The following is a 13064-nucleotide window of genomic DNA, read 5'->3' as shown; positions in this document are numbered from 1 at the left end:
GCCAGATCGGGATACGGGATATCAGGGCACTCACAGTTTCCGGACGCGCTAGACCCATCCAAACGCGGCCAGTATCATGTCGATCAGCTTGATGAACGGGAAGGGCAGGATAATGCCGCCCAGGCCATAGATCAGCAGATTGCGCCGCAGCAGCGCCGCGGCACCCAGCGCACGATATCTGACGCCCTTGAGCGCAAGCGGGATCAGGAACACGATGATCAGCGCGTTGAAAATCACCGCCGACAGGATCGCTGACGACGGGGATGTCAGACGCATGACATCCAGTACGCGCAGTTGCGGGTAGGTCGAAGCGAACGCGGCCGGAATGATCGCAAAGTACTTCGCGACGTCATTGGCGATCGAGAACGTGGTCAGCGATCCACGTGTCATCAGCATCTGTTTGCCGATCTCGACGATCTCGATCAGCTTGGTCGGATTCGAGTCGAGGTCGACCATGTTGCCGGCTTCCTTGGCTGCCTGGGTGCCGGAGTTCATCGCCACCGCGACGTCGGCCTGCGCGAGGGCGGGGGCATCGTTGGTGCCGTCACCGGTCATCGCCACGAGGCGTCCTTCACCCTGATGCTCCCGGATCATCCTCAGCTTGGCCTCGGGCGTCGCTTCGGCGAGGAAGTCGTCAACGCCGGCTTCAGCTGCGATCGCCGCAGCCGTCAGGCGGTTGTCACCCGTGATCATCACGGTCTTGATGCCCATCTTGCGCAGTTCCGCAAAGCGCTCCTTGATACCGCCCTTGACGATATCCTTCAGTTCGATCACGCCAAGAACGCGTGCCGGACCGCTATCCTTGCTGTCGTGACCGCCTGGCTTATCGGCTACAACCAGCGGTGTACTACCGCGCCGTGCGACATCGGTCACCGCGGTGTTGACTTCCGCCGGATAACGGCCACCGTTCGCCTCGACATACTGTTTCACTGCTTCCGATGCGCCCTTACGGATTTCCCGGTTCGGCAGATCGACTCCGCTCATCCGCGTTTGTGCAGTAAATGCGAGGAACGTCGCGTGCAGCGACGTCATGTCGCGCTCGCGGATATTGAAGCGTTGCTTCGCCAGCACGGAGATGCTACGGCCTTCCGGCGTTTCGTCGGCCAGCGAGGCGAGTTGCGACGCATCGGCGAGATCGTGCTCCGACACGCCGGGTGCCGGTATGAAGGTAGACGCCTGGCGGTTGCCGAGCGTGATCGTGCCGGTCTTGTCGAGCAGCAGCACGTCGACGTCGCCAGCGGCCTCGACCGCACGCCCCGACGTCGCGATCACGTTCGCCTGCATCATCCGGCTCATCCCCGCGACACCGATTGCCGACAGGAGACCGCCAATCGTGGTCGGGATCAGACAGACGAGCAGAGCGACAAGTGCGGTGATCGTCACCACATGACCCGCTTTCGCGGCTTCGACCGAGAACATCGAAAACGGCAGCAGCGTCGCGGTGGCGAACAGCAGCACGAGCGTCAACGCAACCAGCAGGATCGTCAGCGCAATCTCGTTCGGGGTCTTCTGCCGCTTCGCTCCTTCGACCATGGCAATCATCCGGTCGAGGAAGGCTTCACCGGGATTGACCGTGACCCGCACCACGATCCAGTCCGACAGGACGCGCGTGCCGCCCGTCACCGATGAAAAGTCGCCGCCTGACTCCCGGATCACAGGCGCGGATTCGCCCGTGATGGCCGACTCGTCGACCGACGCGACGCCCTCGATGACTTCGCCGTCAGCTGGAATCGTGTCTCCGGTCTCGACCAGCACGACATCGTCCTTGCGCAGATCGGTCGATGCCATGACGCGCACGGCCGCTTTCGGATGCGGGTCGTTGAGTTTCTTGGCCACCACGTTGTGCTTCGCACTGCGCAGCGACGCCGCCTGCGCTTTCGAGCGCCCCTCCGCAAGCGCTTCGGCGAAGTTTGCAAACAGCACCGTGAACCACAGCCACAACGTAATGGCGAGGATAAATCCGGCAGGCGCCTCGGCCTGCCCGGCGAGCGCGGCCAACCAGAGGATGGTCGTAAGAATGCTGCCCACATACACGCAGAACATCACGGGATTGCGCAACTGCGTGCGAGGCGTCAGCTTTTTGAACGAATCGACAATCGCGGGTTTCACGAGAGCCGGATCGAACATCGAGCGTGCGGCGGTCCGTGCCTGGCCAAGGTTGTCGGGACGATGGACAGGCGGTTCAATGGAAGTGGTCATGCTTTCCTCGAATTCAGTGACCTGAAATCATCGACAGATGTTCGACGACCGGACCCAGTGCAAGCGCGGGCACGAATGTGAGCGCACCGATCAGCAACACGGCGCCGAGCAGCAGCACGACGAACAGCGGTCCATGCGTGGGCAGCGTGCCCTCCGTGGTCGCAATGCGCTTCTTTTCCGCAAGGGACCCGGCGATCGCGAGCACCGCGACAACCGGAACGAACCGGCCCAGCCACATCGCGATAGCCAGCAGCACGTTATAGAACGGCGTATTGACCGAGAGTCCCGCGAACGCGCTACCGTTGTTGTTGGTGGCCGACGTGAATGCGTAGAGGATCTCCGAGAACCCGTGTGCCCCCGGGTTGGCGATGCCGGCAGTGCCGAGCGGAGACAGCACACCGATCGACGTACCCACCAGCACGATCATCGGCATCACGAGTACCGCGATCGACACCATCTTCATCTCATAGGACTCGATCTTCTTGCCGATGTATTCGGGCGTTCTCCCGATCATCAGTCCGGCGATGAATACCCCCAGCAGGGCAAACACGAGCATCCCGTAGAGTCCGGACCCTACTCCGCCATACACCACTTCGCCCAGTTGCATCATCAGGAGCGGCACGAAGCCGCCCATTGGCGTCAGCGAATCGTGCGCGTTGATGACCGCGCCGCACGATGCGGAGGTGGTGGCAACCGTGAAGACGCCGGAATCGGCAATCCCGAAACGCGTTTCCTTGCCCTCCATGTTGCCGCCTGGCTGCATCGCAGAAGCGGCCTGATCGACGTGCAACGACGCGAACAAAGGGTTACCGGACTGTTCAAAGCTGATTTCGCCCCAGCACGCGATCACAAATGCGATCGTCATCGCGGCGAGTACCGCGTACCCCTGGCGCGGGTCGCCGACCGTCCTGCCAAAAACGATGCATAACGCTGCACCGATGCTCAGCATTGCCACCATCTGAACAAGATTGGCCAGCGGTGTCGGGTTCTCATACGGATGGGCGGAATTTGCGTTGAAGAAACCGCCACCGTTGGTGCCGAGCATCTTGATCGCTTCCTGCGACGCCAGCGGACCCATGGCAATGGTCTGTTTGTCGGCCTTGACGTCCTGCATGACGGGGTTGCCCTTCGCGTCCTTGACGGCATTACCCTGGGCGTCGGTCTTCGGCACCTGATAGGTCGTAACCTGAAGCGTCGGCACGTCGACGTACGACCTGAAATTCTGGATCGCTCCCTGACTGATGAACACCAGCGCTACGACGAATGAAATAGGTATGAGGATGAACAGCGTGGTGCGGGTCACATCGACCCAGAAATTGCCGATCGTCTTCGCCGTGTGACGGGCAAAGCCGCGTATCAGCGCGATGGCCACGGCAATACCCGTCGCCGCGGACAGGAAGTTCTGCACGGTGAGCGCCGCCATCTGGGTGAGGTAGCTGACCGTGGATTCCGGCGTATAGTTTTGCCAGTTCGTATTGGTCGCGAAACTCACTGCGGTGTTGAAAGCGGCGTCCGGCGTCATCGGACCAAAACCCTGCGGGTTGGCCGGCAGCCATTGCTGCAGTCGCAGAAAGCCGTACACGGCGAGGGTGCCGAGTGCATTGAAAATCAGAACGGCGAACGCATACTCCTTCCATGACATTTCAGCGTCGGGATCAACCCCTGCGAGCCGGTAAAGAGGTTGTTCAACCGGTCGCCCGATCCTGCGTACAACGACCGATGAGCCGTCAAGCACGGCGCTCATGTAGCGGCCAAGCGGTATCGCGACCGCGATCAGCACCACGATGAAGAGTGCCAGATAGAGGGTGTTATGAGCGTTCATTCGAGATCCTCCGCACGCAGCAGCGCGTACACGAGGTAGACGAGCAGTAGAAGCGTCGCAGCAGAGGCGAGCCAGATCATCCATGCATTCACGGCCGGCCTCCCGATACGCGGCGGCGCAGCTTTTCGCAGCCGTTGGCGAGCGCGAGGCAAAGTCCGCAGAAGACCACGATGCCGGCGATGTAGATCACGTCCATCTTCGTTCTCCATGACTGACCGGCATAGCCGGAAGGCAGCGGGAATCGCCACTGTCAAAACTAGGCGAGGCGAAGTAAAAAATGTGTAAATTCGAAAAGAGTGGCCGATCCGGAGTGCTGAAACCGGCAATTTTTCGGGTTTCAAATTGCCGCGGGGGACGAGTGAGTGAACCGTTTAGCGAGCAACTGGCAAACGCAAACACGCATCAGCTGATCGATAAGCCTGGCAATGCTAGTGGGTGAGCACCATGCTCAATTGTTCCGCCAGAGGGCCCAGCGCGAGCGCCGGCAGGTAAGTCAGCGAAGCGACCATGACGACCGTGCCAACCAGCAACCCGACGAAGAGGCCGGTGTGCGTCGGCAGCGTGCCCGGACCCGCCGAGCGCCGCAGTTTGCCTGCGAGCGATCCGGCAATCGCCAGCACCGGGACGATCACGGCGAACCGGCCGAACCACATCGCGATGGCGAGCATCCAGTTGTAGTAGGGGGTATTGGCGGACAGACCCGCAAACGCGCTACCGTTATTGTTCGCCGCTGAAGAAAACGCATAGAGAATTTCGCTGAACCCGTGCGCGCCGGGATTTGCAATACCCGCGACTCCAGCCGGTACCAGCACGGAAATCGCAGTGCCGACGAGCACGAGCAACGGCGTCGCGAGAAGCGCCACGGCGACCATCTTCATCTCGAACGCGTCGATTTTCTTGCCGAGATATTCGGGTGCACGCCCAATCATCAGTCCAGCAACGAAGACGGCCAGGATCGCATAGACGATCATGCTGAAGAGACCCGAGCCCGGTCCGCCGAACACGACTTCGCCCGTCTGCATCAGCACCATTGGCACGAGTCCGCCAACCGGCGTGAACGAGTCGTGCATCGCATTGACGGCGCCGTCGCCTCCGCTCGTCGTCACGGTTGCGTAAAGCGCCGACGTCACGACGCCGAAACGTTGCTCCTTGCCTTCCATGTTGCCGCCCTGAACGACGGCACTTTGTGTCGCACCGGCTTTCGGCGCGAAAAGGTGCGTGACGCCATGCTGTTCTGCGTGAATCGTAATCGCAGCGGCGACGACGAACATCGCGCTCATCGCGGCAAGGAGCGCCCAGCCTTGCCGCCGGTCACCGACCACCACACCAAATGTGTAGCAAAGCGCGGCCGGAATCAGCAGGATCGCAAGCATCTGCAGAAAGTTGCTGAACGGGGTGGGGTTTTCGTAGGGATGCGCGGAATTTGCGTTGAAGAAGCCGCCGCCATCGCCGCTCAATAGCTTGATCGACTCCTGGGAGGCGACGGGGCCCATGGGCAGCATTTGCTGTTGCGAACTCATGGACTGCTGCAGCACGTTGCCGGCGGCGTCGTGCATGGTCTGCCCCTGTGCATCCAGTTTTGGCTGCTGCCACGTGACGGCCTGCAGCGTGTGCACTTCGCGATACGCGTCGAAATTCTGGATCACGCCTTGCCCTATGAATGCCAGCGCGAACGCGGCCGACAGCGGCAACAGGACATAGAGTGTGGTGCGGGTCAGGTCTACCCACAGATTGCCGACCGTCTGCGCGCCACGCCTCGCGAGCCCACGCATCAGCGCGAACATCACGGCGATGCCGCTTGCGGCGGAGAGGAAGCTTTGCACGGTGATGCCGAGCATCTGGCTCAGGTAGCTCAGTGTTGCTTCACCTGAGTAGCCCTGCCAGCTCGTGTTCGTCACGAAGCTCACAGCCGTGTTGAATGCGGAATCCGGGCTGACGGCCGGGAGCGCTTGGGGATTGAGCGGCAGCCACTGCTGCACGCGTTGCAGCGCATACAGGAAGAGCAGGCCCACGGCGTTCACGAGAAGCAGCGCAACCGCGTAGGTCTTCCAGCCCATCTCGGCGTGCGGATCGATGCCGGCGGCGCGATAGATCAGCTGCTCGACCGGCCGCCCAATCCGGGAAAGCAACGGTGCCTCGCCGTCGGCCGCGCGCGCCATGTAAAGCCCGAGCGGCTTAACGAGTGCGATCAGGACGACCAGGAACAGGCCAATCTGAAAGCTCGCACTTGCAATCATGCCCCCTCCCACAGCCACCGCACATCGAAAAGCGGTGTTCCATCTGTATTTCAGCTCGTGAAATGTCAATTCGATGGAAAGACCACAGTGTGCCGCGTAAAAATCTCGTCAATGCGGGATCGGAGACCGTTGTTTTGTTGAGTCAGGCGGTTCCTGCGAGTTCCGGATTCAGTTCAATGTGCAGCACAACGAGCCAGCGTCGAGGACATTTCTCGGCAATCTTCAGCACGCCCTCGTCGTTGGCGCCGTGGTGCGGGCCGACATAGCCTTTCTGCACTGCGTTGCACCAGGCACGATGCGCGTCAGTCCGAAGCCAGTAGCTGACCAGCCCGCACGTCACACAGCTGAAGATCAGCGCGTCCATCATCGTCAGGCCGGGATCGACCTGCTGCGCAACATACACGAACGCGGTGGTCAACGCCTGATTGGCCGCGACGGTCAGGAGCACGAGCTTGCGCCAGCCGCGCGCACGCATCGCCATCTTCAGGCGAGCGCTGTTCTGCGGGTCGTTCGGCCCTTGATTGCCGTCGCGCCGCGGGGGTTCATGCATACGGATGCACTTCAAGCGGCAAAGCGGACGAACTGAGCGTCAGGAAGCGCGATCTGATGCGTCCACGCAGCCAGTGTTCGCGCAACCACGGGTGCCTTGCTGAGAATCGCGCTCTCGTAGACCTTTCCGGCGAAACGCACCGCGTCGACAATGCGGAATCCCTGTCGGCGATAGAAGGCGACGAGATGTGCAGCCGGATACGGTGTATCGAGGGCGAGCTCCGAGTAGCCGCGCGTTGCGGCCCAGTGTTCGGCAAATGCCAGCAGGGATTTGCCGATGCCGCGGTTGTGCCACGACGGATCGACGGCCAGTTGCCGGATCGTCGCGACGTCGTGCCGATGGAAGTGTTCGCAGGCCGATTCGCTGTCAGGTGCGTACAGCGTCATGGTGCCGATCACCTTCTCGTCGCTGACCACCACAAAGCAGTCCCCCGCCTGCGCGCGCCTCGTCGTGATCGCCACATCCTGATCCACACAGGTGCAGTTCAGTCCCATCTTGCCGAGACGCCCAAACGCAAGATGCAGCATGGTGGTGAGCTGCACGTACGAGTCGCGCGACGGATCGAAGCGTCTCAGCACCACGTTGCGAATACCCCGTTTGATGTGGGCCGGGGGTAGCTGTCTTGCGCTTGTTGTACGTGGCCTCGACATGACATCTCTCCAGACTTCGTTACTTGTCCGCAGTCTAGGGTCGGCCCCCGCGTGCCACAAGAAAAAATGTCGTAAAGAGTGTGGTGAGGCGCCACGTCGCTACTTTCTATACGTCTGCAGTTCCCCGGATTTACGCCATTTTTATTTTCTCCGTTCTATACCTGTAGCGAACCCGCTGGGACAGGCGGGCGCACCGTGCGTGACACGGTGAGGATCGGTATTGCAATGAAAATTCTGACGAGGAGTCGTGCCATGAACCTGCTGGTCTGGCTGCCGCTCATGTTCGGGCTCGGGCTCTTGAGCCTCGTGCTGTGCCTGCTGTTTGTCGACGCGTGCGAGCGTATCTGAGGAGACCATCATGGCCTGGCTTGCTGCTGCGATATCCGCTTTGACGTTCGTGTATCTGTTCGTTGCGCTGATCCGGCCCGAGTGGTTCTGACCGGCCCACAGGACACGCACGCTCTTTATTCCGTTTCCGTGGGGGTGGCCCATGTGGACCCTGCCGCTGCTTATTCTCGTCACGGCGATCGCCGTATCGATACCGCTTAGCCGTTACATGACGTGGATCATGGACGGACACTATCGTGCGCCGCGCTTTTTGCGTTGGTTCGAAGCGAAGCTCGACAGCGGCGCGCAGGACTGGAAGCAGTACACGATTGCGCTGCTGATTTTCAACGTTGCGCTGTTCGTGTTCGGCTTCGTGGTGCTGTCGCTGCAACCGCTGATGCCGCTCAATCCGCTGGGCCGCGGGATGCTTGCGCCCTCGACGATCTTCAATACGGTCATCTCGTTCATGACCAACACGAATCTGCAGCACTATTCGGGCGAACAGCATTTCTCGAACTTCAGCCAGATTTTCTTCATCCTGCCGAACATGTTCCTGTCGGCCGCGGTGGGACTTTGCGCCCTGACTGCGATCATCCGTGCACTGCGCGGAGAACATCTGGTGGGTAATTTCTTCGTCGACATGTGGCGCGTGGTGGTCTACATGTTCGTGCCGATTGCGCTCGTCGTCGGGACGATCTTCATCCACGAAGGCATGCCGATGACGTACGCCAGCGCCGAGCAGGTGACGACGCTCGAGCCGGCGGCAATGGGCACGGCGGACAACGGCCAGGCGAAGCAGCAGACACTGATCGTCGGTCCGGTGGCAGCCGTGATTCCGATCAAGATGCTCGGCACCAACGGCGGCGGCTTTTACGGCATGAACAGTGCCCATCCCTATGAAAATCCGACGGCGCTGTCGAACTTCGTGACCACGCTCGCGATGATGATCTTTCCGTTCTCGCTCGTGCTGATGTACGGACGGATGCTCGCGCGTCTGCGTCACGCGGTCGTGATCTACTGTGTGATGCTGGCCATGATGGTCGGGCTCATCGGCTGGGCGATCTACTGGGACACGCTGCAGCCCAACCCCGCGTTCACGGCGCACGCGGTTGCGCGCACCTACACGCTGGCAGGCACGAACCGGACGCTGACGATACCGCCCGTGGCGGGGTTGCCAGTCGAACAGCATCTCGGCAACCTCGAAGGCAAGGAGCTGCGCTTCGGCACATCGGCCGGGGCGACGTTCGCGGCGATCACGACGGACGTGACCTGCGGCGCGGTCAACGCCGAGCATGACAGCCTGAATCCGCTCGCCGGGCTGTCGCCGCTGATTGGCATGTGGCTGAACTGCGTGTTCGGCGGCAAAGGCGTGGGCATGATCAATCTGTTGCTGTTCCTGATCGTCGGCGTATTTCTCGCCGGGCAGATGGTGGGACGCACGCCCGAGTATCTCGGGCGCAAGGTCGGCGCGCGCGAAATGAAGCTCGCGATGATCGCGCTGCTCGTGCACCCAATCCTGATACTTGGTCCGACAGGGCTTTTCTCGGCGACCGACTGGGGCACGAAGGCAGAAGCGAATCCGGGCGCGCATGGCTTTACCGAAATCACCTATCAGTTTTCGTCCGCGTCCGCGAACAACGGCTCGGCGTTCGATGGCCTGTCGACGAACTATGGGCTCAATGCCAATCCGAACCCCGCGCCCACTGCCGTGCAGTGGGATACGGCGACGGGTCTCGTGATGCTGTTCTCGCGCTACCTGCCGATCGTCGCGCCGATCGCGATGGCCGCGTTCCTTGGGCGCAAGAAGGTCGCACCGGCCACGCTCGGCACGATGCGCGACAACACCGCGACATTCGGCTTCCTGCTGCTCGGCACGATCGTCATCGTCGGCGCATTGCTGTTCCTGCCAGCCGCGGCGCTCGGACCGCTTGCCAATCATCTCGGACCGATCCCGTTCGGCGGATAGATATCGCACGCACATCACGACAGCATAAAGGAACGTTCATCATGAACTCGACCCAGCTTGCACCCCAGGCAGTGCCGCCCATTGCGAGTGGCCCACGGCCGCCTCGCAAGCCGACCGGACACCTGTTCAACCGCGAACTGCTGGCCATGGCCTTCAGACAGTCGCTGATCGCATTGAGACCGGACATCCAGTGGAAAAACCCGGTGATGTTCGTCGTCGAGATCGGCGCGGTGCTGACTTTTGTGTTCATCCTCGAGATTGCGTTCGGTATCGCGCACAGCGTGGCACCGCTGACGTATTTCATCGCGCTGTTCGCGTGGCTGCTGCTCACCGTCGTGTTCGCGAACTTCGCGACCGCGATTGCCGAGGAGCGCGGCAAGGCACAAGCCGATGCTTTGCGGCGCGCGCGGCACGATACGGTGGCCAACCGTCTGCGCGCCGATGGCACGTTCGAGACCGTGTCTTCCATCAAGCTGCAGCGCGGCGATGTCGTCGTCGTACGGGCCGGCGAGGTGATACCCGGCGACGGCGAGGTCATCGAAGGCACGGCCTCCGTCGATGAATCCGCCATCACGGGTGAATCGGCACCAGTGATCCGCGACGCGGGCGGCGACCGCTCGGGTGTGACGGGCGGCACGACGGTGTTGTCCGATGAGATCACCGTGCGCGTGTCGGCCGATCCGGGCGAGACCTTCCTCGACGGGATGATCGCGCTGGTTGAGGGCGCGGTAAGGCAACGCACCCCGAACGAAATCGCATTGGCGCTCGTATTGTCGGCCTTCACGCTGATCTTTCTGATCGTCGTCGTGCCGCTGTGGCCGATGGCGCTCAATGCCGAGCAGTACATGACCAGCTACCTGGGCCTGTCGGAGCCGCTGCACAGCCTGGGCACGGATGTGCCCACGCTCGTCGCGCTGCTGGTCTGTCTGATTCCGACGACGATCGGCGCACTGCTCGCGGCGATCGGCATTGCTGGCATGGACCGCGCATTGCGCGCGAACATCATCGCCAAGAGCGGCAAGGCCGTGGAAGTCGCGGGTGATATCGACACGGTCGTGCTCGACAAGACCGGCACGATCACGATCGGCAATCGCCGCGCGACGGCCTTCCTGCCCGTCGGCATCGCCGACGAGAGCGAACTGAAGCGGCTCGCCGCGCTTGCATCGTACGGAGATCAAACGCCTGAAGGCAGGAGCATCGTCTCCGTCTCGTCGCCGCTGGCGCCCTACGCAACGGCTAACGGTACTGCCGACGCAGACAACGAACCGAAGATTATTCCCTTCAGCGCGCAGAGCCGCATGAGCGGCATCGACATGCCTGACGGGCGGATGTTGCGCAAGGGTGCACCCGACGCGATCGTCGCCTGGGTTCGCGAGCGCGGCGGCGAGGTGCCCTATGGCCTCGATGCGATTCTGCGGCAAGCCGGCGAGCAGGGGGCGACGCCAATCGTCGTTGCAAACGGCAACGAGATTGCGGGCGTCGTGCTGCTCGAAGATATCCTCAAGCCCGGTATTCGCGATCGAATTCAGCACTTGCGCAAGATGGGGTTACATACGGTGATGGTGACTGGCGACAACGAATGGACGGCCTCGACGATTGCGCGGCTTGCGGGCGTCGACGAGTTCATCGCCCAGGCCACGCCGGAAGCCAAGCTCGTCTATCTGCGCAAGGAACAGGGCGAAGGCAAGCTCGTCGCGATGATGGGCGACGGCACCAACGATGCGCCGGCGCTCGCTCAGGCCGACGTCGGTCTCGCGATGAACTCCGGCACACAGGCGGCCAAAGAGGCCGGCAACATGGTCGATCTCGACAGCGATCCGACCAAGCTGATCGAAGTGATCGAGATCGGCAAACAGTTGCTGATGACGCGCGGCGCGCTGACCACGTTTTCGATTGCCAACGACGTGGCGAAATACTTCGCGATCGTGCCAGCGCTCTTTGCCGGTACGCTGCCGTGGCTTGCTGCGATGGATGTGATGCATCTGCATTCGCCGACCTCGGCGATCCTGTCGGCTGTGATTTTCAATGCACTGATCATCCCGTTGCTGATTCCTGTCGCGCTGAAGGGCGTGAAGTACAGGGCGCTCGGTGCAGACGCGCTGTTGCGCCGCAATTTGCTGATCTGGGGGCTGGGTGGCGTGATCGTGCCGTTTGTCGGGATCAAGCTGATCGATGTCGTGATGGTCGGATTGCGACTCGTTGCGTAATTGTCGCGTTGCGATTGGGCAGTAGGGAGAAAGCCATGCTGCGCTATGTTTCGAAGAGTATCTGGCTGCTGGGATTCGCGGTCGTGCTGGTGTGCGGTATCTATCCCGGTATCCTCTGGGTCATCGGCCAAACGGCGTTCCGGTTTCAGGCGAACGGCAGCATCGTGGACGGTCCGGACGGCAAGCCGGTTGGCTCGCTATTGATTGCCCAGCCATTCACGAAGGATGAATATTTCCAGTCGAGGCCATCGGCGGTCTCATACGATGCCTCCGCCTCGGGTTCATCGACGTTGGGTGCTGCGAACTACGCGCTGCGCGACCGCGTTGCGCGCATGCTGGGGCCGATTGCGCACTATGCGCAAGGGCCCAAGGCCGGGCAACTTGTCGCGCCCGACGTCGAAGCCTGGTTCCAGGGCGATCACGCGGGTGGCAAACCGCATATCGTCGCGCAATGGGCCGACGCGCACAACAGCCTCGCGCAGGCGTGGGTCAAGGGGGATCCGTCGCACGCGAAGTACGTAGACGACTGGGCGAAGCAACATGCGCAGGTGGTGCAACAGTGGATCGCGGCGAATCCCGGCACGCCGCAACCGAAGGCGCCGGATCTCGCCGTGCCGTTCTTCGAGTCGTTCTCGGGCGAGCATCCCGGGTTGTTCCCTTCGGCCGTGACCCGCACGGGCAGCGATGGAAAGAGTGTGACCGCAATCGAACCGGTGAAGGAGGGCACGGACATTCAGGCGATGTTCTTTGATATGTGGCGGCAGGATAATCCGGACATTGCTCTGCAGGACGTTCCGGGTGATTTCGTCACCACCTCCGGCTCAGGGCTCGATCCGGACATCACGCTCGCCAATGCGATGTATCAGCTCGACCGCGTGGCGGCAGCGTGGGCGAAGGATACGAAGCACGATCCTGCCGGGATACGCGCGGAAATCGGCGCAATGTTGCGCGACACTGCTCACGCGCCGTTTGCAGGGCTGGTCGGCGAGCCTCTTGTCAACGTGCTTGAGATCAATCTCGAGCTGCGCCACCGGTATGGGCCGCCTGCGTAATCGCTGCCCAAAGATGCCGAATCGAAATGAGACGGGAACGGCAAATCGAGGAAC

At 61.7% G+C, this 13064-nt stretch carries 10 protein-coding genes; 4 read left to right on the top strand and 6 right to left on the bottom strand.

The genetic code is table 11. From position 1 onward, the window contains the following. Positions 1–48: 48 nt before the first annotated feature. The 6 genes from kdpB (G5S42_RS24085) to G5S42_RS24060 all read right to left on the bottom strand — a co-directional run bounded on the left by kdpB (G5S42_RS24085) (position 49) and on the right by G5S42_RS24060 (position 7458). On the bottom strand, positions 49–2199 hold the full coding sequence (gene kdpB / locus G5S42_RS24085) for a potassium-transporting ATPase subunit KdpB (protein WP_176109062.1): 2151 nt from the start codon (positions 2197–2199) through the stop codon (positions 49–51). Between the two features lie 13 nt (positions 2200–2212). Then, the gene (gene kdpA, locus G5S42_RS24080; RefSeq protein WP_176109061.1) at positions 2213–4021 is read right to left on the bottom strand and encodes a potassium-transporting ATPase subunit KdpA; all 1809 of its coding nucleotides are present in this window, start codon (positions 4019–4021) and stop codon (positions 2213–2215) included. Continuing rightward, positions 4018–4113 (bottom strand): potassium-transporting ATPase subunit F, encoded by a 96-nt coding sequence (locus G5S42_RS24075; protein WP_008918365.1) that lies wholly within the window; start codon positions 4111–4113, stop codon positions 4018–4020. The genes kdpA (G5S42_RS24080) and G5S42_RS24075 overlap by 4 nt, the downstream gene beginning before the upstream one ends. 336 nt (positions 4114–4449) lie before the next feature. Continuing rightward, positions 4450–6258 (bottom strand): potassium-transporting ATPase subunit KdpA, encoded by a 1809-nt coding sequence (gene kdpA, locus G5S42_RS24070; RefSeq protein WP_176109060.1) that lies wholly within the window; start codon positions 6256–6258, stop codon positions 4450–4452. A gap of 142 nt (positions 6259–6400) precedes the next feature. Further along, positions 6401–6808, bottom strand: coding sequence for a hypothetical protein (locus G5S42_RS24065; RefSeq protein ID WP_176109059.1), 408 nt, complete (start codon positions 6806–6808; stop codon positions 6401–6403). A gap of 11 nt (positions 6809–6819) precedes the next feature. Next, positions 6820–7458 (bottom strand): GNAT family N-acetyltransferase, encoded by a 639-nt coding sequence (locus G5S42_RS24060; RefSeq protein ID WP_176109058.1) that lies wholly within the window; start codon positions 7456–7458, stop codon positions 6820–6822. A gap of 358 nt (positions 7459–7816) precedes the next feature. Here G5S42_RS24060 and kdpF point away from each other — a divergent pair, with 358 nt between their 5' ends. From kdpF to G5S42_RS24040, 4 genes are read left to right on the top strand one after another with little or no spacing between them, the layout of a single operon-like run. After that, positions 7817–7897, top strand: a complete 81-nt coding sequence (kdpF, locus tag G5S42_RS45805) for a K(+)-transporting ATPase subunit F (protein ID WP_063744721.1) — start codon at positions 7817–7819, stop codon at positions 7895–7897. 51 nt (positions 7898–7948) lie between these two features. Further along, positions 7949–9751, top strand: a complete 1803-nt coding sequence (kdpA, locus tag G5S42_RS24050) for a potassium-transporting ATPase subunit KdpA (protein WP_176109057.1) — start codon at positions 7949–7951, stop codon at positions 9749–9751. A 41-nt stretch (positions 9752–9792) separates the two neighbouring features. Next, complete coding sequence (gene kdpB / locus G5S42_RS24045; RefSeq protein WP_176109056.1) at positions 9793–11958, top strand: potassium-transporting ATPase subunit KdpB; 2166 nt, start codon at positions 9793–9795, stop codon at positions 11956–11958. A 35-nt stretch (positions 11959–11993) separates the two neighbouring features. Then, entirely contained in the window at positions 11994–13010 is a 1017-nt protein-coding gene (locus tag G5S42_RS24040; protein ID WP_176109055.1) for a potassium-transporting ATPase subunit C, read from the top strand. Positions 13011–13064 lie beyond the last annotated feature (54 nt).

Source organism: Paraburkholderia youngii (assembly GCF_013366925.1).
In the GTDB taxonomy this organism is placed as follows: domain Bacteria; phylum Pseudomonadota; class Gammaproteobacteria; order Burkholderiales; family Burkholderiaceae; genus Paraburkholderia; species Paraburkholderia youngii.
This window is presented reverse-complemented; position numbering and strand designations above follow the sequence as displayed.

Excerpts from the sequence above, each read along its gene's own strand:
- kdpB (WP_176109062.1), bottom strand. The coding sequence starts at position 2,199 with ATGACCACTTCCATTGAACCGCCTGTCCATCGTCCCGACAACCTTGGC.
- kdpA (WP_176109061.1), bottom strand. The coding sequence starts at position 4,021 with ATGAACGCTCATAACACCCTCTATCTGGCACTCTTCATCGTGGTGCTG.
- kdpA (WP_176109060.1), bottom strand. The coding sequence starts at position 6,258 with ATGATTGCAAGTGCGAGCTTTCAGATTGGCCTGTTCCTGGTCGTCCTG.
- G5S42_RS24065 (WP_176109059.1), bottom strand. The coding sequence starts at position 6,808 with ATGCATGAACCCCCGCGGCGCGACGGCAATCAAGGGCCGAACGACCCG.
- G5S42_RS24060 (WP_176109058.1), bottom strand. The coding sequence starts at position 7,458 with ATGTCGAGGCCACGTACAACAAGCGCAAGACAGCTACCCCCGGCCCAC.
- kdpF (WP_063744721.1), top strand. The coding sequence starts at position 7,817 with ATGGCCTGGCTTGCTGCTGCGATATCCGCTTTGACGTTCGTGTATCTG.
- kdpA (WP_176109057.1), top strand. The coding sequence starts at position 7,949 with ATGTGGACCCTGCCGCTGCTTATTCTCGTCACGGCGATCGCCGTATCG.
- kdpB (WP_176109056.1), top strand. The coding sequence starts at position 9,793 with ATGAACTCGACCCAGCTTGCACCCCAGGCAGTGCCGCCCATTGCGAGT.
- G5S42_RS24040 (WP_176109055.1), top strand. The coding sequence starts at position 11,994 with ATGCTGCGCTATGTTTCGAAGAGTATCTGGCTGCTGGGATTCGCGGTC.